The following is an 18,744-nucleotide window of genomic DNA, read 5'->3' on the forward strand; positions in this document are numbered from 1 at the left end:
TAAAAAAAGTTAAAGGGGTTAAATGCGCCGGGAGAATGTCTTTATTTCTCCCGGCGCAATGCGAGTCAGTTTAGGCCGCCGCGATCACGTTGGGTTCAAAACTGTCGGCTCGCGCCATTTGCCACATGCGCGAATAAAACTCGCCGTTGACTTCGCCGGTCAGCAGTTCACCGGGTTTGAGGAACACATGTAATTGGGAGAACAGTTTCACCTCGGTTGCCGATACCCGGCGAACCAAGTGCTTGGCCTGGAGCTGGGAGGGATGCTCTAGGCCGGCAGCTGCCAGCATCTCCGCCAGGCCTTTGAGTGTGTTGCGGTGGAAGTGGAACACCCGTTGCGCCTTATCGGGCACCACCAGTGCGCGCTGACGCAAAGGGTCTTGGGTAGCAACCCCGGTCGGGCATCTGTTGGTGTGGCACGACTGGGACTGAATGCAGCCGATGGCGAACATAAACCCTCGTGCGGAGTTGGCCCAGTCAGCGCCGATGGCCAGTACGCTGGCGATGTCGAAGGCGCTGACGATTTTGCCGCTGGCGCCCAGTTTGATCTTGTTGCGCAGGTTCAACCCCACCAGTGTGTTGTGCACGAACAGCAGCCCTTCACGCATCGGCGCGCCCATGTGGTCGGTGAACTCCACCGGGGCCGCGCCCGTCCCGCCTTCTTTACCGTCGATTACGATAAAGTCTGGCAGGATGCCGGTTTCGAGCATGGCCTTGGCGATGCCCATGAACTCCCATGGATGGCCCAGGCAGAATTTAAAGCCCACCGGTTTGCCACCGGACAACGCGCGCAGTTGTGCAATCCAGTGCATCAGCTCAAGGGGGGTTGAAAATGCGCTGTGGCGCGACGGTGAAATGCAGTCTTCGCCCATCATGATGCCGCGTGTTTCCGCGATTTCCTGGGTGACTTTGTCTTTGGGCAGAATCCCGCCATGGCCGGGTTTGGCGCCCTGGCTCATCTTGATTTCAATCATGCGCACTTGCGGGTTTTGCGCCTGGACGGCGAAACGTTCCGGGTCGAAGCGGCCATCGGCGGTGCGGCAACCGAAATAGCCGCTGCCCAGTTCCCAGGTCAGGTCGCCGCCATTTTCCCGGTGGTAGGGGCTGATGCTGCCTTCACCGGTGTCATGGGCGAAGTTGCCCAGTTTTGCGCCCTGGTTCAGCGCGCGGATCGCGTTAGCGCTAAGGGAGCCAAAACTCATGGCCGAAATGTTGAACACCGATGCTGAGTAAGGCTGGGTGCACTGCGGGCCGCCGACCATCACCCGAAAACTGGCCGGGTCGCTCAGCGGCGCGGGACGCATGGAATGACCGATGAATTCGAAGCCTGACTGGTACACGTCAATCAGTGTGCCGAACGGTTTGTCGGCGCTTTCATTCTTGGCGCGGGAGTAGACCAGCGAGCGTTGGGCGCGGGAGAAGGGCAGCGCGTCGCTGTCGGACTCCAGCAAATACTGGCGAATCTCCGGGCGGATGGTTTCCACCATGTAGCGGATATTGCCCAGAATCGGGTAATTACGACGCACGGCGTGGGGTGTTTGCAGCAGATCGAAAATACCGATCAGGCTCAACACCAAGGTGACCGCGGTGAACGGCCACAACCACTCGTGGTGCATAAACGGCAGGCTGGCGAGGGTGAAAATCACGCAAAAGGCAAAAAACGCATAACGGCTCAACAGTGACAGGCTCATACGGTTTCCTGTTTCAGGCTTATTTGTTCAGTCAGGCCATTGCGCCTGAAGGGCTCGCGCAGAACACGAGCGGGAGACTCACGGTGTGGTTAGGACCCTCTCTTTAGCCTGGAGGTTTCCCGGGGGAGGCGCTTGCTTTGCATCAAGTAAACGCCGCACAGAAAGCAGACTAGCCATTGAACGAGATTTCGCAGCACGCAGCATCCCGACGAAAGTCGCGGGTTGAGTCCCGCCAACGCCAATGGTGGCCTTTTCAGCGAGTCACCATACAGACGGATGCTGACACCACGCTATCTGTGTCTTTTCGTCAGCCTGCTGGCATGTGATCCTTCGCGCCCTTTCCGGTTTGTTGGCAGATGCCCGTGAGTGTTTCAGATATTTCCCGCGTTGTTCCCCCCAACATCCTTCGCATTGCCGCGGCCGTACTGATTGGGCCTGACGGCCAGACACTGCTGGTGCGCAAACGCGGCACGCAAGCGTTCATGCAACCGGGTGGCAAGATTGATGCCCATGAGCAACCCATTGAGGCACTTGTCCGGGAACTGCAAGAAGAACTGGCGCTCGTGATCGACCCGACGCGTGCCACCTATCTAGGGCACTTTTGTGCACCGGCTGTGAACGAACCCGGCTTTGAGGTGCAGGCCGAACTGTTTTTGCTGCACATCGACGCACGGGTGTCGCCTGCCGCCGAGATCGAGGAAGTGCAGTGGATTGATCCGCAGGGGGACGGCGGTCTGACGCTGGCGCCCTTGACCCGTGACGTGATTTTGCCGTTTTACCGCCAGATTATTCCTGCTTGATCCCGACTCACTGCTGACAAGGACTGTCCCTGATGCCTGTCCATGATGTGTTGATGTTTGCCGCCGCGTGCCTGGTGATGGTGCTGACCCCCGGGCCGAACATGATTTACCTGATCTCACGTTCAATCTGTCAGGGCCGCAAAGCCGGCGTCACCTCGCTGCTTGGCGTGGTTGCAGGCTTTTTCGTGCACATGCTGGCGGCGGCTGTAGGGCTTACAGCTGTGTTTCTCGCCGTTCCACTGGCCTATGAAGCCTTGAAGTGGGCAGGCGCGCTGTATCTGTTATGGATGGCCTGGCAGGCGGTGCGGCCCGGCGCGCGCTCGCCGTTCGAAGCCCGGGCGCTGGCGCCGGACACCCCGTCCAGGTTGGTGATGATGGGTTTTTTGACCAGCGTGCTGAACCCCAAGGTGGCGATGTTCTACCTGTCGATTTTTCCGCAGTTCATCAGCCCGGCGCACGGTTCGCTGTTTATCCAAAGTATCCTGTTGGGCCTGACGCAAATCAGTGTCAGTTTCACCGTGAATTTCTTGATTGCACTGTTCGCTTCCGCCATCGCCGTCTGGTTCGTGCGTAACCCGCTGTGGTTGGCCGTGCAGCGTTATGTGATGGGCGGCGTGCTGGCTGCGCTGGCCGTGAGACTGATGCTGGAGCAACGTAAAACCGTATGACGTGGACCTGTAATGGCTATAGAACTGCTTGATCCTTCACACGCCAGGGCGTATCGCCAATTAATGCTTGAGGCGTACGCACAGCACCCGGAGGCCTTTGTCTCCCGCATTGCCCATCGTGAGAAATTGCCCCTGAGTTGGTGGGAATCACAACTGGACGACGAACTGAGCACGCTGTATGGCGCGTTTGTGGAAGGGCAGTTAGTTGGGATTGTCGGCCTGGCGTTTGAACCCTGGGAAGACATGCAACACAAGGCCACCTTATTTGGCTTGTACGTGTGTGAGCGCTGCCGCGGGCAGGGCCTGGGCGAGCAACTGGTGCACGCCGTGCTGTCATTGGCCGAAGAAGAGCCCGACATCAACGTGATTGAGCTGACTGTGAGTGCGAACAGCCTCCCGGCATTGGCGTTGTACACCCGCTGCGGGTTTCAACAATCGGGCCTGGAAGACTGCGCTATCAGGGTGGGCGAGAACTATTACGACCGTGTGCACATGCGCCGGCGCGTGAATCAAGCGGATGATCCGGCAGGCGCAGTTGGGTAGCTGCGCCTGGCGTTTACAGGTGCGCAGAGGGTTCAACGCACCGCGCTGACGCCATCAAGCGTCGAGAACGAGGTGTCCTTGGCGGTCAGCAGGAAGTCGCGCATATAGGGCGCATCCAGCATGTCTGCCCGGATGGCCGCGTACAGCGTGGCGAACAATCCTTTTTCACCCAAACGCTTGGCCTTCACATAGCCCCGCGAGCTGTATTCGTGCAACGCCCAGTGCGGCATGCCGCAGACCCCGCGCCCGCTGGCCACCAGTTGCATCATCATGACGGTCAGCTCCGAGGTGCGCACTTGCGCCGGCTCCACGTCTGCGGGCTCCAGAAAACGCGTGAAAATATCGAGACGATCCCGCTCGACCGGGTACGTAATCAACGTTTCGCTTTTCAGGTCGTCGGGCACGATGAACGCTTTGCTGGCCAATGGGTGCTGATTGGCCACCGCCAACATGGCTTCGTAGGTGAACAGCGGCACATACGTCAGGCCTGCAATCTCTTGCGGGTCGGAGGTCACCACCAGGTCCAGATCGCCACGGGCCAGTGCCGGGAGTGGCGCGAAGGCAAATCCCGACGCCAAATCGAGTTCCACCTCGGGCCATGCATCGCGGAACTGGTCAATGGTGGGCATCAGCCACTGAAAGCAACTGTGGCATTCGATGGCCATATGCAGACGCCCGGCCGTGCCACCCACCAGGCGTGCGATATCACGTTCCGCGCTGCGCATCAGCGGCAACATGGCGTCGGCCAGTTGCAACAGGCGCAAACCGGCACTGGTGAAGCGCACGGGTTTGGTCTTGCGCACGAACAACGGCATGCCCATGCGCTCTTCCAGCTCTTTGAATTGATGAGACAAGGCCGACTGGGTCAGGTGCAGGCGTTCTGCCGCTTCCACCAGGCTGTCGGATTCGCGCAAGGCGTGCAGGGTTTTGAGGTGACGAATTTCCAGCACGGGTGCTCCATGAGTAATTTTGATGATCAACACGAAAACGTTGAGTTTGTCTCATGTTGTGCCGTCTGTCGATAATTGGGCCATTACTGACATGGAGGAATGCCGTCATGGCCCTGGCCCACAATCTTGGTTTCCCACGCATCGGCGCGGATCGCGAACTTAAAAAAGCCCTTGAAGCCTATTGGAAAGGCGACATCGATCAAGCCGCGCTGCAAGCCGTGGGCCGTGAATTGCGCGCCAAACACTGGCAACTGCAAAAAGACGCTGGCATCGACTTGGTGCCCGTAGGTGACTTCGCGTGGTACGACCAGGTGCTGACCCATTCATTGACCTTCGGTGCTATCCCGGAGCGCTTTGCCAATACGCGGGACAACAACGGCCGTCCGACGCTGGACACCCTATTCGGCATGGCCCGTGGCGCCAGCCACAGTTGCTGCGGTGCAGAACACAGCCAAGGCCAGTACGCTCAGGAGCTGACCAAGTGGTTCGACACCAACTATCACTACCTGGTCCCGGAGTTCAGTCTCGATCAGCGTTTTGAGTTGAGCTGGAGCGCGCTGTTTGAAGAGGTCGATGAAGCGTTGGCGCTAGGCCATAGGGTCAAACCGGTGATCATCGGCCCGCTGACTTACCTGTGGCTGGGCAAGGCCAAAGGTAACGCGTTCGACAAACTTGAGCTGCTGGAAAACCTGCTGCCGGTGTACGCCCAGATCCTGTCGCGACTGGCTGAGCAAGGTGTGGAGTGGGTGCAGATTGACGAACCGATCCTGTCGCTGGACTTGCCGCAAGCCTGGAAAAGCGCGTTCGAGCGCGCATATCACATTCTTCAGTATTCGCCGCTTAAAAAGCTGGTGGCGACCTACTTCAGCGGCCTGGAAGACAACCTCGGTCTGGCGGTCAGCCTGCCGGTGGAAGGGCTGCACGTTGACCTGGTCCGTGCCCCGGACCAGTTGCACGGGATTCTGGATCGCCTGCCCACCTACAAGGTGCTGTCGCTAGGACTGGTTAACGGCCGCAATGTCTGGCGCTGCGACCTGGAAAATGCCCTGGCGCAATTGCAACTGGCCGAAGAACGTTTTGGGGACAACCTGTGGGTCGCCGGTTCGTGTTCGCTGTTGCACAGTCCGGTGGATCTGGACCGCGAGACCAAACTGGATGCGGAACTGAAAAGCTGGCTGGCCTTCGCCAAACAAAAATGCAGCGAAATCGCCGTGCTGCGTGACGCTTTGAACATCCCGCAAGCCCCACAGGTGCAACAGGCGCTGGCCGAAAGCCGCACTGTAGAGCAGCGCCGCGCCCACTCACCGCGCATTCACAAACCGGCGGTGCAAGCGCGCCTGGATGCCATTACGGCCGCTGACAGTCAGCGTCAATCGCCCTTTGCCGAGCGTATTGAAGTGCAACGTGCGCGCTTGAATCTGCCAGCGTTTCCGACCACCACCATCGGCTCCTTCCCGCAGACAGCTTCTATTCGTCTGGCGCGTCAGTCCTTTAAGCAGGGCAAATTGTCGGCCAGCGAATACACCGATGCCATGCACAGCGAAATCCGAAACGCTGTAGAGACTCAGGAGCGCCTGGGTCTGGACGTGCTGGTTCACGGCGAAGCCGAACGCAATGACATGGTTGAATACTTTGCCGAGCAACTGGACGGCTACGCGTTCACACAATATGGCTGGGTGCAGAGCTACGGCTCGCGTTGCGTGAAACCGGCAATCATTGTGGGTGACCTGAGCCGCCCGAAAGCCATGACCGTGGACTGGATCACCTACGCTCAAGGCCTGACTGACAAAGTGATGAAGGGCATGCTGACCGGCCCGGTGACCATGTTGATGTGGTCCTTCCCGCGCGAAGACGTTTCGCGCAAAGTCCAGGCGCAACAGCTGGCGCTAGCCCTGCGTGACGAAGTGGTGGACCTGGAAAACGCGGGTATCAAAATTGTGCAAATCGACGAAGCGGCGTTTCGAGAAGGCTTGCCGTTACGCCGTGCGCAGTGGCAAGAGTACCTGGACTGGGCGGTGGAAGCGTTCCGTTTGTGTGCCTCGGGCGTGGGTGACGCCACCCAGATCCACACCCATATGTGCTACAGCGAATTCAACGACGTCATCAAGTCGATTGCGGCGATGGATGCGGACGTCATCACCATTGAAACCTCGCGCTCGGACATGGAGCTGCTGGAGGCGTTCGAAGCGTTCGATTACCCGAACGACATTGGCCCGGGTGTTTATGACATTCACTCGCCACGGGTGCCGGACACGGCGCAGATGGTGACGTTGCTGAGCAAGGCCGCGCAGCGCATCCCGGCTGAGCGGTTGTGGGTCAACCCCGATTGCGGCCTTAAAACCCGCGCGTGGGCCGAGACCGAAGCCGCGTTAATCAACATGGTCGCGGCGGCCCGCAAGCTGCGGGCCGAAGCGGCCTGATCTGTCGCCAGGCGCACTCGGTCCGCTGGGTGCGCTCGGTGGCCCCCAGACGCTGAGCGATGGCTCTTTGCGCCGTCAGGCTGGAATCGAGATCGAGTGTATTCAACCTCAGATGCACCCCGTTAAGCACCCGCCGGGTTTACTTCGGCGGGCTTTAACGGGGAACGTCGAGTGGCGGGCAGAAGCCTCAATGAGGAAAACGGCGCTGCCGGTTTTGGGTTAGTGGAGCCTGACCCAGACGCTGACCAACACAGTTGCAGCCATCAGCCAGGCCACGGCAGCCAGCGCCAGCGAAGCTTCAAGGCGCATGCGATCGACCAGCAGGTACAAGGCCGCTAAATACACAAAGTAGGGGATGATCGACCACATGCCGAACACGATGGTGGTTTTCAGGTCCTCAATGGACCGGCCTTTGCCCACGATGTAGTGAGCGATCAGGGCAAACGTCGGAAATAGCGGCACCAGTCCGGCGATGTAATAGTTTTTGGTTTTTGCGAGCATGGCCAGAATGATCACCACGCCGGCCCCGAGCGCGGCTTTTAAAATCAGATCCATCAGTGTGCCAAACCGTATTTTTTAACTTTGTCGAACAGTGTGGTCTTGGCCATCCCCAGTTCCTGGCTGGCTTGAGTCAAGTTGCCCCCACTGCGTTGCAGGGCGTCGTTGAGCAGATTGCGTTCGAAGGCTTCCACCGCTTCAGAAAACCCCAACCCTTGCGCGACCGTACCGCCGGTCTTTTTAAATGCGGGCAGCCCGAGTGCAAAGCGTTCGGCCACGTTGCGAAGTTCCCGCACGTTGCCGGGCCAGTCATGGCTCATCAGGCTGGAGAGGGTCTGGTTGTCGAGCTCCGGTGCGGTGCGGTCGAAGCGCAGCGAAGACTGCTGCAGGAAGTACTCGAACAATTGCAGGATGTCTTCACGGCGCTCGCGCAAGGGCGGCAGTTCGAGGGTGACAACGTTCAACCGGTAATACAGGTCGCTGCGAAACTGGTTAGCTTTGCCCAGTTGGTCGAGGTCGGATTTGGTGGCCGCGATCACCCGGCAATCGACATCAATGCTTTGGTTGGAACCAAGCCGCTCCAAGGTGCGCTCTTGCAGCACGCGCAACAGTTTGATCTGCAAATTGAGGGGCATGCTTTCGACTTCATCGAGGAACAGCGTGCCGCCGTCGGCATGTTCGATTTTGCCGATTCGCCGCTTGCCCGCCCCGGTGAAAGCGTTGGCTTCGTGGCCGAAGATTTCACTTTCAAACAGGTTCTCGGGCAGGCCCCCGCAGTTCAGGGCGACGAACTGCTGGGGGTGGCGCCGACTGAAGTCGTGCAGGCAGCGGGCGACCAGCTCTTTGCCAGTGCCTGTTTCGCCTTCAATCAGCACGTTGGCAGATGTATCGGCGACGTTGGCAATCAGTTCGCGCAAGTTCTGCATAGCCGGCGAGCGGCCAATGATGCGGCCTTCGAGGGAGTCGCGCTCAGCCAGTTGCCTACGCAGGGACCAGACCTCACGGGCCAGGCTGCGCTGCTCCAGCGCACGGCGCACGACGTCCACCAGACGCTCGGGGGAAAACGGTTTTTCCATGAAGTCATAGGCACCGTCGCGCATCGCACCCACGGCCATGGAGATGTCGCCATGCCCGGTGATAAGCACCACAGGCAAGCTGTGGTCGCGGGCCTTGAGGCGCTTGAGCAGTTCCAGGCCATCAATGCCGGGCAAGCGGATATCGCTGATGACAATGCCGGGGAAGTTGTCACCCACCAGCGCCAACGCTTGCTCGGCGCTGCTTACGCCTTCACTGCGAATGTCTTCAAGGGCCAGTGCCTGCTGGCAACCCAGCAAAACATGGGGGTCGTCTTCGACAATCAGGACGCTTAATTCAGGGTTCATAGCGGCTCGGCCTTAACGGGTTGCAGCAACGGTAATAAAAGGACAAACGCAACACCACCGCTGGCCGGAAATTCAACACTCAAGCTGCCACCGGCGGCGGCCGCGAGGCTGGCCGACAGGGTCAGGCCAAGGCCCAGACCTTGCTCACCGGGTTTGGTGGTGAAAAACGGTTCAAACAGATGCTTGCGGGTTTCAGGGTCAATACCGGGGCCGTTGTCGCGCACTTGCAGGCGGTATTTGCCCTCGCTGGTATGGCCTTCGAGCCACACGTGTTGCGGCGCGCTCTGACCGTGCATGGCATCGAGCGCATTGCCGATCAGGTTGATCAGGATTTGTTCGAGCCGCGTCTGGTCGATTCTCAGATCGGCGTCGCTGAACTCACGGTGCATTTGCGCACCCGACGCCTCGAGCCGGCTATCGAGCAGCTGGAGGGCGGCATCGACGGCGTGAGTCAGGTTGGCGTGGCCATGATCGTCGCCGCGCCGTGCAAACGAACGCAGGTTGGCCGTGATCCGGCCCATGCGGTCCACCAGGTTGTTAATGGTGCCGAGGTTTTCAGCCGCAACCTTGAAGTCACCGCGTTCCAGAAACCGGACCGTGTTGCCCGACAGCGTGCGCAAGGCGGCCAAGGGTTGGTTGAGCTCGTGGGCGATGCTGGTGGACATTTGCCCGATGGCGGCGAGTTTGCCAGCTTGCACCAGCTCATCCTGAGCGCGGCGCAGGGTGTCTTCGGCCTGACGACGTTCGCGAATCTGCCCTTTAAGACGTTCGTTGCTGGCGCGCAGGTGCGTCGTGCGTTCAGTGATTTTGCGTTCCAGCTGATTGTTGGCTTCTTGCAGGGCTTCCCGGGCGGCCAGTCGGGTGGCGATCACCTTGCGCCGCTCGTTCCACGCGATCAGCAGGAAGGCCAGCAGAGCAAAGCCCACAGCCACCAACATGCCCTGATTCGCGGCTTCGCGCCGCAAGTCTTGCAAGGGTGTCAGCAGGGTGATGTCCCACGGCGTGTCGTTGAGGTTGCGCGTTTGCGCCAGGTAACTGACTTGCTGATGATCGGTGATGACTTCGCTGTTGGTGGCGAAGGTGACTTTCTCCACACCTTCGGCCAACTGTTCGCGTTGTAATGGTTGCAACTCATTAAGCGGCCACCAGTAGTACTGAAGGCTGCGCGCCAGTTTTTCTTTGGTGTCGGCCGAAAGAGGCCTGACTGACTTCAGGCGCCGGGTAGGGTCGCTGGACAAGATAATGATGCCGTTCTCATCGCTGACGTAGGCTTCAAGGCGCGCCCGCTGCCAGCGCTCTTCAAGGGCTTCAAGGCGCACTTTAATAACCGCGACACCGATGATTTTGCCTTGTTCTTCCAACCCGTGGGCCAAGTAGTAGCCGGGCTCGCCGCTGGTGCTGCCGATTCCGTAGAAGCGCCCCGGCTGGCCGCGTACAGCGTCTTGAAAGTAAGCCCGAAAGGAGAGGTCTTCGCCCAGGTAGCTGTCGGCATCTCGCCAGTTGCTGGTAGCCAGCACCCGCCCGGTGGTGTCGAGGACATAGATGGCGCGGCTGCGGCTGCGGCGGTTAAGGCCTTCGAGGTATTGATTGACGGTGGTGCGGTTCTGCAAATTCGGGTCGGCCAACAGCTTCGATACGCTGGACTCAAGTTCCAGCAAGCTGGGGAGGTAGGTGTATTTGCCGAGTTCACTTTCTACAGTGCGGGCGTGCAGCTCAAGCTGACGCTCACCGTTTTCGCTGAGGGCACGAATGCCGAAATGCTCACTGACGCGATAGCCCGTGTACCCCAGGCCGATAGTCAGCAGGATAATCAGCGGCGGCAACAGCCAATGGCGGAGCAGACGAGGTTTCACGGCAAGTGAGGGCGGGGCACCGCGATAAAGTGTGGGGTCGCATTTCATCACAGATGCCTTGGGTCAACCACTGCGCAATAAAAAGGTGGCCAATGCTGTAACCGGGCGCAGCGCGCGCCAGCGGTTACAGGCGTGTGGCATACACCCGGCGGGTGTGGTTTTAGTGCTGCAGAATTTTACTGAGGAAGTCTTGCGCGCGTTGCGAGCGGGCGCTCACATCGCCAAAGAATTCTTCTTTTTCGCAGTCTTCAACGATTTTCCCCTGATCCATGAAGATGACCCGGTTGGCCACTTTGCGCGCAAAACCCATTTCATGAGTCACACACATCATGGTCATGCCTTCGTGGGCCAGTTGCACCATCACGTCGAGTACTTCGTTGACCATTTCCGGGTCGAGTGCAGAAGTGGGTTCGTCAAACAGCATGACAATCGGGTCCATCGCCAGCGCACGGGCAATCGCGACACGTTGCTGCTGACCGCCCGACAGTTGGCCGGGGTGCTTGTGAGCATGGGCCGACAGGCCCACACGCTCCAGCAACTCAAGGCCTTTTTTGGTGGCTTCGGCTTTGCTGCGCCCCAGTACCTTGACCTGAGCAATGGTCAGGTTTTCGGTGATGGTCATGTGCGGGAACAGTTCAAAGTGCTGGAATACCATGCCCACGCGCGAACGCAATTTCGGCAGGTTGGTTTTAGGGTCGGCAATCGAGATGCCGTCAACCACGATGTCGCCTTTCTGGAACGGTTCAAGGGCGTTGACGCACTTGATCAGGGTCGACTTGCCGGAGCCCGATGGCCCGCAGACCACCACCACTTCACCCTTTTTGACTTCAGTACTGCAATCGGTCAGTACCTGAAAGTCCCCGTACCACTTGTTGATGTTCTTGATCGAAATCATACGGCAAACCTTTTTTGCAGACGCTTGACCAGCAGCGAGGCGGAAAAGCTGATGATGAAATACACCAGACCGGCGAAGATCAGGAACTCATTGGAGCGGCCGATAATATCGCCGCTTGAGCGCGAGGCATTGAGGAAGTCCACAAGGCCTACGGTGTAAACCAGCGAGGTGTCCTGGAACAGGATGATGCTTTGTTGCAGCAGCAACGGGGTCATTTTGCGGAACGCCTGAGGCAGGATGATCAGGCGCATGGCCTGGCCGTAACTCATCCCCAGTGCTTTGGCGGCGCCCATCTGACCTTTCGGGATGGCTTGTACGCCTGCTCGCACGATTTCGCAGAAGTACGCTGCTTCGAACATGACGAACGCAACCAGGCACGACTCGAACGCGCCGATAGGGGTGTCTTCACCGGTGATCCAGCGCAGTACGAACGGTACGGCCAGGTAGAACCAGGTGATCACCAGCAGCAAGGGTATCGAGCGGAAGTAGTTAACGTAGGCGCCTGCCAGATTGGACAGCCACTTGCTCGAAGACAAGCGCATGAGGGCCAGCACGGTCCCCAGTGCTACACCACCGATCACGCCCATCACCATGAGCTTGAGGGTCATGATCATGCCGTTCCAAAGGCCCGGCAGGGCAGGGACGATCCCGCTGAAATCAAAGAAGTCCATTATTTGCCCCCCAAAGACATGAGGCCGGGTACGGCGACCTTCTTCTCGATCAGGCGCATGAGCAGCATCAGGCTCATGTTCAAGGTGAAGTAAATCAGCGTTGCCAATGTGAAGGCTTCAAACAGGTTGGCGGAAAACTCGGCCGTCTGTTTGGTTTGAGCCAGCAGTTCCATCAAACCGATCAACGAGGCCACTGACGAGTTCTTGAACACGTTGAGGAATTCGGACGTGAGTGGCGGAATGATGATCCGGTAGGCTTGAGGCAGCAGCACGTGCCAGTAAATCTGCGTCATGCTGAAGCCCATGGCGCGAGCGGCTGACTCCTGGCCGCGAGGCAACGCTTCGATACCGGTGCGCACTTGTTCGCACACGCGGGCGGCGGTGAACAGGCCCAGGCACACAACGACGCTCAGATAGGCCGAGGTGGTCGGGTTGAGGTCTTGCTTGTACCACTCTTGCAAGTCTGGTGGCAGCAAATCGGGCACCAGGAAGTACCAGATGAACAACTGCACCAGCAGCGGTACGTTACGGAAGATTTCCACGTAAATGGTGGCTATGCCCGCGATGAAGCGGTTCGGCAGTGTGCGCATCACGCCCAGCAGCGAACCCAGCATCAAGGCAACGATCCAGGCGACGACAGCGATCGCGATGGTCCAGCCCAAGCCCGAAATAAACCAGTCGAGATAGGTCTCGCTGCCTACGCCGGTGGACTTGAAGAACACGGTCCAGTCCCAGTTGTAATTCATGCAGGGTCTCCCCTCAGAGGGTTCTAGTCACAAGCACTTGCTTCAGGGAATCCGTTCTCACCTGACACGATCGTCAGGCACACGCTCCCCGCTCGACATCCGGCGGGTCGAGTGCTCTCTAATGCAGTTAGTAGCGAGTACAGCGGGTGATCAAGGCGACCGGGCGCGATTATTCACGCCCGGTCGCCACCAGCATCAGGCTTTTGGCTTGTCGTCTGCTGGCTTATCGGTAGGGTTTGCGATCAGCGCTTTCAGCTCGTCGCTCATCGGGAACTGCAGATTCAGCCCCTTGGGCGGGATTGGCTGCTGGAACCACCTGTCGTAAATCTTGTTGATTTCGCCAGACTTGTAAGTCGCAACGATGGCGTCATCCACGGCTTTTTTGAAGTCCGGGTCGCCTTTACGCATCATGCAACCGTAGATTTCGTACGATTGAGGCGTTCCGGTTACAGCCCATTCACCTGGCTTCTTGGCCTTGGCCATTTCACCGGCGAGCAGGGCGTCGTCCATCATGAACGCGACGGCGCGGCCAGATTCCAGCATGTTGAACGCTTCACCGTGGTCTTTTGCCGAGATCACGTTCATGCCCATCTGCTTGTCAGCGTTCATGGCCTTGAGAATGCGCTCGGACGTGGTGCCAGCGGTGGTCACGACGTTTTTGCCTTTCAGGTCAGCAAAATCTTTATATTGCGAGTCTTTTTTGGACAGCAGACGGGTGCCGATTTCGAAGATGCCGACCGAGAAGTCGACTTGCTGACCGCGTTCGGCGTTGTTGGTGGTAGAGCCACATTCAACGTCGACGGTGCCGTTCTGTACCAGCGGGATGCGGGTCTGGGAGGTGACCAGGTTGTACTTGACCTTAAGCTCCGGCATGTCGAGCTGCTTTTTCAGGCCTTCAACAATGGCCAGCTGCACATCGTGGGAGTAACCCACCGGTTTGCCGGAAGCGTCTGCGATGTAGGAGAACGGGATGGAGGAGTCACGATGGCCGAGGGTGATGGTGCCGGATTCTTTGATTTTCTTCAGCGTGCCGGTCAATTCGGCTGCAAAAACTGGAGTGCTAATCAGGGCTGCAGTAATGGCTGCGGCCAAAAGTTGCGGGACGATGCGCATCGGTGGTTCCTCGACATTGTTTTTTTTATTGAGCCAGTTCACTGGACCCTTTATGTACTTCGAACAACTCAACAGGCTAAGGCTGTTTAAGCAGTCGGCCCTGAGTGTAGAGCATGAGTCGTGCCAGATCGCGCTATTAAACCTAACTATATGATTTATATAGGGTTATAGATTTTTTGCGAATTGGGGAAAAGAGGCAAATGCCCGGAAAGCCGAACCATGACGAATCATTGCGTTCGGAAAACCGAATGCCTGCGAATGTTCAGACAAAAAAACGCCCACATCAAGGTGGGCGTCAAAGGGAGAGTTAAGCGGCTTCTACTTTGCGGTGTTTCAAGTTCAGGCTGGCCATATAGTGCGCCAAGTGCTGCTGTTCTTCGGCGGTGGTGAACAAACCCAGCTTGGTGCGGCGCCACAGGATGTCCTGCGCGTCCAGTGCCCATTCCTGATTGCACAGGTAATCGACTTCGCGGCTGTATAGGCCGCTACCAATGTGCTCACCCATGTCTTCCAGGCCTTGCGCGCCTTCCAACAGCTTCCACGAGCGGTTGCCGTAGGTAATGGCCCAACGCTTGGCGATCGCTGCATCCAGCCAGCTGTGTTTGCTGATTAACGCTGCGCTCAGTGCCGCCGGGGTGGTCATGTCTTCACCACCTGGCAAGGTAGCAGCTGCCGTCCAGCTGGGTTTGATCTGGGTGAAGAATGGGGTCAGTTGCGCCATCGCTGACTCAGCCAATTTGCGGTAAGTGGTCAGCTTGCCGCCAAACACCGACAGCAAAGGTGCTTCGCCCGGCACGCCCGACAAAGCCAACGTATAGTCACGGGTCACGGCAGACGGGTTATCGGACTCGTCGTTGCACAGCGGACGTACCCCGGAATAAGTACGCAGGATATCGTCGCGGCTCAACTGCTTTTTGAAGTGAGCGTTGACCACATTCAGCAGGTAATCGGTTTCTTGCTCAGTGATGCTGACCTTGGCCGGGTCGCCTGTGTATTCACGGTCTGTGGTGCCGATGATGGTGAACTGGTCCATGTACGGGATCGTAAATACGATGCGTTGGTCTTCGTTCTGCAGGATGAACGCGTTTGGCGCGTCATACAGCTTCGGCACGATCAAGTGACTGCCCTGAATCAGGCGGATGCCGTACGGCGAATCCAGCTTCAGGTCGTCCTTGATGAACTTCGCGACCCATGGGCCTGCAGCATTGACCAATGCTTTGCTGCGGATTGAGAACAGGCTGCCGTCTGCACGTTCCAGGTTCAGTTCCCACAGGCCTTTGCTACGACGGGCACCCACGCAACGGGTCTGTGTATGGACATGGGCGCCTTTTTCACGCGCAGCCATGGCATTGAGTACGACAAGGCGAGCGTCATCAACCCAGCAATCCGAATATTCGAAGCCCTTGGTGATTTCAGCTTTTAGCGGGCTGTCGGCCCCGAATTTGAGGCTGGTGGAGCCTGCCAGTTTTTCGCGTTTACCCAAATGGTCATACAGGAACAGACCGGCGCGGATCATCCAGCCCGGACGCAGGTGCGGGCGGTGTGGCAATACAAAGCGCATCGGTTTGACGATGTGCGGCGCTTTGGCCAAAAGCACTTCACGTTCGGCCAGAGCTTCACGCACCAGACGAAACTCGTAGTGTTCCAGATAGCGCAGGCCGCCGTGGATCAGCTTGCTGCTGGCTGAAGACGTGTGGCTGGCGAGGTCATCTTTTTCGCACAGGAACACTGACAGGCCGCGGCCAGCGGCGTCTGCGGCGATGCCGACACCGTTAATTCCGCCGCCAATCACGGCAACGTCGTAAACCTCGGCAAGAGGCGTGGCAGGCAAGGTGGTGTGCGACATGAATGAGCCTCGCGTTGAATACGCATATTTGAATTCGAACATTAATGTTCATTTTCGAAAATGGTAGCGGATAAACACGCGCACAGCCAGTCTACTTCAATTGAAAAAACTCATCGAAGGCGGCTTAAAGGAAAAATTTCGAACATTTACGCTTGAGATGCAGGCCACGACTGACTTTCGCGGCGCGCACAGGGCTCGGCTATTGCGAGCCCCTGATCCTGCACAGAAGGGTTACACCACTTCGAGGCGGATTTTGTTCTGTGCCAGTAACTGTGCCAGCTCCGGGACCGGCGGTTGGTCGGTGACCAGGCAATCAATCAGGGTGATGGGGCCCAAACGAACCATGGCGTTGCGACCAAATTTGCTGGAGTCCGCAGCCAGAATGGTCTGTCGGGCATTGGCAATAATGGCTTGGGATACGCGTACTTCTTGATAGTCGAAATCCAACAAGCTGCCGTCAGAATCAATACCGCTGATTCCCACCAAGGCGTAGTCAAACTTGAACTGATTAATGAAGTCGACGCTGGCCTGACCGACGATACCGCCGTCACGACGAACGTTGCCACCTGCAATCAGGACTTCAAAGTCGTCCTTTGCGCTCAGGATCGAGGCAACGTGCAAATTGTTGGTGATGATTTTCAGGTGGTTGTGGTTGAGCAGCGCGCGTGCGATGGACTCGGTAGTTGTCCCGATATTGATAAAAATAGAGGCGTGATCAGGGATTTGAGCGGCAATGGCTTCACCGATCCGGCGTTTTTCATCGCGCATCTGGTCGGCGCGCATCGCGTACGCCGTGTTTTCTACGCTGGAATCATACGCAGCGCCACCGTGATAGCGGCGTAACAAATCGGCTTCAGCCAACTGGTTGATATCGCGACGAATGGTCTGTGGCGTGACAACGAATAACTGCGCCATTTCCTCGATGCTGACATAGCCGCGCTCGCGAACGAGTTCGAGGATCTGCTGCTGGCGTGGAGGCAGATTCATGGAGTTTCCTTTGGGCGGCGAAGCAAATTCGACCATGATGCCGCAGGAAAGCGCCGTCTGCTACTCGCAGGTGAGAGGAAGTCAGCAGGCAGCAGCCAGCGCGGGAAGCGCCAGCTGCTGTGTTTCGCGTGGTGCTTAGTTGTTTTCTTCGTGGGGTTCCCAGTCGCGGGTACGGCTCACGGCCTTTTTCCAGTCTGCGTAAAGTTTCTCTTTGCTGGCCTCTTCAAGCGTGGGTTCGAACTCGCGTTCAATCACCGCTTTACCGCGCAATTCGTCGAGGCTGCTCCAGAAACCGCAGGCAAGACCGGCCAGGTAGGCAGCGCCCAACGCCGTGGTTTCGCGCATTTGCGGACGCTCGACCATGGTCCCCAGAATGTCAGCTTGAAATTGCATGAGGAAGTTATTGGCCACGGCGCCGCCGTCCACGCGCAGGGCTTTGAGGCGTTCGCCGGAATCCTGCTGCATGGCGTCCAGAACATCGCGGGTCTGGTAGGCAATGGATTCAAGCGCTGCACGAATAATGTGATCGACGCGTACGCCACGGGTCAGGCCGAACAAGGCGCCCCGTGCATACGGGTCCCAATACGGTGCGCCAAGACCGGTAAAGGCGGGTACCAGGTACACACCATTGCTGTCCTTGACCTTGCTGGCGAAGTACTCGGTGTCGTGGGCGTCGTTGATGATCTTCAGTTCATCGCGCAGCCACTGCACGGTGGAGCCGCCGTTGAACACTGCGCCTTCCAGCGCATACGCCACTTCGCCCCGGGGGCCGCAAGCGATGGTGGTCAACATGCCGTGGGTGGACTTGACCGCGTTGGTGCCGGTGTTCATCAACAGGAAGCAACCGGTGCCGTAGGTATTTTTGGCCTGCCCCGGCTCAACGCACATTTGGCCAAACAGCGCGGCCTGTTGGTCTCCCGCAATGCCGCCAATAGCGATGCCGCTTTTGGTGCGGCCATAGATTTCGGAGGAAGATTTAACCTCCGGCAACATTTCACGCGGGATATCCAGCACTTCCAGCATCTTCGTGTCCCACTCCAGCGTGTGGATATTGAAGAGCATGGTGCGCGAGGCGTTGGTGTAATCGGTGACGTGTGTCTTGCCACCGGTAAATTTCCAGATCAGCCAGCTGTCGACAGTACCGAACAGCAGTTCGCCGTTACGGGCACGTTCGCGGCTACCTTCGACGTTGTCGAGGATCCACTTCAATTTGGTGCCGGAGAAGTACGGGTCAGTCACAAGGCCGGTGGTGTCGCTGATGTACTGCTCGTGGCCGTCACGCTTGAGCTGTTCGCAGATTTCAGTGCTGCGTCGGCACTGCCAGACAATGGCGTTGTAGATCGGACGGCCGCTGACCTTGTCCCAGACCACAGTGGTTTCACGCTGGTTGGTGATACCGATGGCGGCGACTTGATCGTGATGCAGGCCCGCTTGCGCGAGGGCTTCTACCATCACGGCGCTCTGTGTCGCGAAAATTTCCATCGGGTCGTGTTCGACCCAGCCTGCCTGAGGGTAATGCTGCTGGAACTCGCGTTGGGCGGTGCAGACCACGTTGGCGTCACGATCAAAGATGATCGCTCGCGAACTGGTGGTGCCTTGGTCCAGCGCAATAATGTAGTTCTTATTCTGAATGTCGGTCATGGGATTGCCTTGCAGAATGAAGTAATGGGTTCAGGGCGCGA

At 58.1% G+C, this 18,744-nt stretch carries 16 protein-coding genes; 4 read left to right on the forward strand and 12 right to left on the reverse strand.

Going from position 1 to position 18,744, the window contains the following annotated elements; translation table 11 throughout:
• Nucleotides 1-70: 70 nt before the first annotated feature.
• Nucleotides 71-1,690 carry an FMN-binding glutamate synthase family protein gene (locus HBN61_RS03220; RefSeq protein WP_094993768.1) on the reverse strand — a complete coding sequence of 540 codons (1,620 nt, stop codon included), beginning with the start codon at nucleotides 1,688-1,690 and terminating at the stop codon, nucleotides 71-73.
• 356 nt (nucleotides 1,691-2,046) lie between these two features.
• Here HBN61_RS03220 and HBN61_RS03225 point away from each other — a divergent pair, with 356 nt between their 5' ends.
• Genes HBN61_RS03225 through HBN61_RS03235 form a run of 3 tightly spaced genes read left to right on the forward strand, consistent with a single transcriptional unit; the run spans nucleotide 2,047 to nucleotide 3,701 of the window.
• Nucleotides 2,047-2,490, forward strand: a complete 444-nt coding sequence (locus HBN61_RS03225; RefSeq protein ID WP_170046167.1) for an NUDIX hydrolase — start codon at nucleotides 2,047-2,049, stop codon at nucleotides 2,488-2,490.
• A gap of 32 nt (nucleotides 2,491-2,522) precedes the next feature.
• Nucleotides 2,523-3,158, forward strand: coding sequence for a LysE family translocator (locus HBN61_RS03230; protein WP_524539058.1), 636 nt, complete (start codon nucleotides 2,523-2,525; stop codon nucleotides 3,156-3,158).
• Nucleotides 3,159-3,170: 12 nt separating this feature from the next.
• Nucleotides 3,171-3,701: a GNAT family N-acetyltransferase gene (locus HBN61_RS03235; protein WP_094993771.1), complete on the forward strand. Its 531-nt coding sequence runs from the start codon at nucleotides 3,171-3,173 to the stop codon at nucleotides 3,699-3,701.
• 32 nt (nucleotides 3,702-3,733) lie between these two features.
• Here HBN61_RS03235 and metR read toward each other — a convergent pair whose 3' ends face one another.
• Nucleotides 3,734-4,651 (reverse strand): transcriptional regulator MetR, encoded by a 918-nt coding sequence (gene metR / locus HBN61_RS03240; protein WP_094993772.1) that lies wholly within the window; start codon nucleotides 4,649-4,651, stop codon nucleotides 3,734-3,736.
• Nucleotides 4,652-4,758: 107 nt separating this feature from the next.
• Here metR and metE point away from each other — a divergent pair, with 107 nt between their 5' ends.
• Complete coding sequence (gene metE / locus HBN61_RS03245; RefSeq protein ID WP_169963196.1) at nucleotides 4,759-7,071, forward strand: 5-methyltetrahydropteroyltriglutamate--homocysteine S-methyltransferase; 2,313 nt, start codon at nucleotides 4,759-4,761, stop codon at nucleotides 7,069-7,071.
• A 219-nt stretch (nucleotides 7,072-7,290) separates the two neighbouring features.
• Here metE and HBN61_RS03250 read toward each other — a convergent pair whose 3' ends face one another.
• The 10 genes from HBN61_RS03250 to glpK all read right to left on the reverse strand — a co-directional run bounded on the left by HBN61_RS03250 (nucleotide 7,291) and on the right by glpK (nucleotide 18,703).
• A complete protein-coding gene (locus HBN61_RS03250) occupies nucleotides 7,291-7,617 on the reverse strand; it encodes a GlpM family protein (protein ID WP_169963354.1) in 327 nt (108 codons plus the stop codon).
• Nucleotides 7,618-7,625: 8 nt separating this feature from the next.
• On the reverse strand, nucleotides 7,626-8,951 hold the full coding sequence (aauR, locus tag HBN61_RS03255) for a two-component response regulator AauR (RefSeq protein WP_169963198.1): 1,326 nt from the start codon (nucleotides 8,949-8,951) through the stop codon (nucleotides 7,626-7,628).
• A complete protein-coding gene (aauS, locus tag HBN61_RS03260; RefSeq protein ID WP_170046168.1) occupies nucleotides 8,948-10,852 on the reverse strand; it encodes a two-component sensor histidine kinase AauS in 1,905 nt (634 codons plus the stop codon). The genes aauR and aauS overlap by 4 nt, the downstream gene beginning before the upstream one ends.
• A 112-nt stretch (nucleotides 10,853-10,964) precedes the next feature.
• On the reverse strand, nucleotides 10,965-11,699 hold the full coding sequence (locus tag HBN61_RS03265; protein WP_094993777.1) for an amino acid ABC transporter ATP-binding protein: 735 nt from the start codon (nucleotides 11,697-11,699) through the stop codon (nucleotides 10,965-10,967).
• Nucleotides 11,696-12,370, reverse strand: coding sequence for an amino acid ABC transporter permease (locus HBN61_RS03270; protein WP_047273982.1), 675 nt, complete (start codon nucleotides 12,368-12,370; stop codon nucleotides 11,696-11,698). Before HBN61_RS03270 ends, HBN61_RS03265 begins: the two co-directional genes overlap by 4 nt.
• Entirely contained in the window at nucleotides 12,370-13,116 is a 747-nt protein-coding gene (locus tag HBN61_RS03275) for an amino acid ABC transporter permease (protein WP_094993778.1), read from the reverse strand. Before HBN61_RS03275 ends, HBN61_RS03270 begins: the two co-directional genes overlap by 1 nt.
• A 195-nt stretch (nucleotides 13,117-13,311) precedes the next feature.
• Nucleotides 13,312-14,229: a glutamate/aspartate ABC transporter substrate-binding protein gene (locus HBN61_RS03280; RefSeq protein WP_170046169.1), complete on the reverse strand. Its 918-nt coding sequence runs from the start codon at nucleotides 14,227-14,229 to the stop codon at nucleotides 13,312-13,314.
• Nucleotides 14,230-14,536: 307 nt separating this feature from the next.
• Entirely contained in the window at nucleotides 14,537-16,075 is a 1,539-nt protein-coding gene (glpD, locus tag HBN61_RS03285) for a glycerol-3-phosphate dehydrogenase (RefSeq protein ID WP_170046228.1), read from the reverse strand.
• A 231-nt stretch (nucleotides 16,076-16,306) separates the two neighbouring features.
• Nucleotides 16,307-17,062, reverse strand: coding sequence for a DeoR family transcriptional regulator (locus HBN61_RS03290; protein WP_047273988.1), 756 nt, complete (start codon nucleotides 17,060-17,062; stop codon nucleotides 16,307-16,309).
• Nucleotides 17,063-17,197: 135 nt separating this feature from the next.
• Nucleotides 17,198-18,703, reverse strand: coding sequence for a glycerol kinase GlpK (glpK, locus tag HBN61_RS03295; RefSeq protein ID WP_170046170.1), 1,506 nt, complete (start codon nucleotides 18,701-18,703; stop codon nucleotides 17,198-17,200).
• Nucleotides 18,704-18,744: the final 41 nt, after the last annotated feature.

The sequence above is a fragment of the Pseudomonas sp. WS 5071 genome (genome assembly GCF_012985765.1).
Taxonomy (GTDB): Bacteria; Pseudomonadota; Gammaproteobacteria; order Pseudomonadales; family Pseudomonadaceae; genus Aquipseudomonas; species Aquipseudomonas lundensis_A.

What these genes read in the sequence shown, in the direction of transcription:
- metE (WP_169963196.1), top strand. Translation starts at nt 4,759, where the DNA reads ATGGCCCTGGCCCACAATCTTGGTTTCCCACGCATCGGCGCGGATCGC.
- aauS (WP_170046168.1), bottom strand. Translation starts at nt 10,852, where the DNA reads ATGAAATGCGACCCCACACTTTATCGCGGTGCCCCGCCCTCACTTGCC.
- HBN61_RS03275 (WP_094993778.1), bottom strand. Translation starts at nt 13,116, where the DNA reads ATGAATTACAACTGGGACTGGACCGTGTTCTTCAAGTCCACCGGCGTA.
- HBN61_RS03235 (WP_094993771.1), top strand. Translation starts at nt 3,171, where the DNA reads ATGGCTATAGAACTGCTTGATCCTTCACACGCCAGGGCGTATCGCCAA.
- HBN61_RS03220 (WP_094993768.1), bottom strand. Translation starts at nt 1,690, where the DNA reads ATGAGCCTGTCACTGTTGAGCCGTTATGCGTTTTTTGCCTTTTGCGTG.
- glpD (WP_170046228.1), bottom strand. Translation starts at nt 16,075, where the DNA reads ATGTCGCACACCACCTTGCCTGCCACGCCTCTTGCCGAGGTTTACGAC.
- glpK (WP_170046170.1), bottom strand. Translation starts at nt 18,703, where the DNA reads ATGACCGACATTCAGAATAAGAACTACATTATTGCGCTGGACCAAGGC.
- HBN61_RS03270 (WP_047273982.1), bottom strand. Translation starts at nt 12,370, where the DNA reads ATGGACTTCTTTGATTTCAGCGGGATCGTCCCTGCCCTGCCGGGCCTT.
- HBN61_RS03225 (WP_170046167.1), top strand. Translation starts at nt 2,047, where the DNA reads ATGCCCGTGAGTGTTTCAGATATTTCCCGCGTTGTTCCCCCCAACATC.
- HBN61_RS03280 (WP_170046169.1), bottom strand. Translation starts at nt 14,229, where the DNA reads ATGCGCATCGTCCCGCAACTTTTGGCCGCAGCCATTACTGCAGCCCTG.
- HBN61_RS03265 (WP_094993777.1), bottom strand. Translation starts at nt 11,699, where the DNA reads ATGATTTCGATCAAGAACATCAACAAGTGGTACGGGGACTTTCAGGTA.
- aauR (WP_169963198.1), bottom strand. Translation starts at nt 8,951, where the DNA reads ATGAACCCTGAATTAAGCGTCCTGATTGTCGAAGACGACCCCCATGTT.
- HBN61_RS03230 (WP_524539058.1), top strand. Translation starts at nt 2,523, where the DNA reads ATGCCTGTCCATGATGTGTTGATGTTTGCCGCCGCGTGCCTGGTGATG.
- HBN61_RS03290 (WP_047273988.1), bottom strand. Translation starts at nt 17,062, where the DNA reads ATGAATCTGCCTCCACGCCAGCAGCAGATCCTCGAACTCGTTCGCGAG.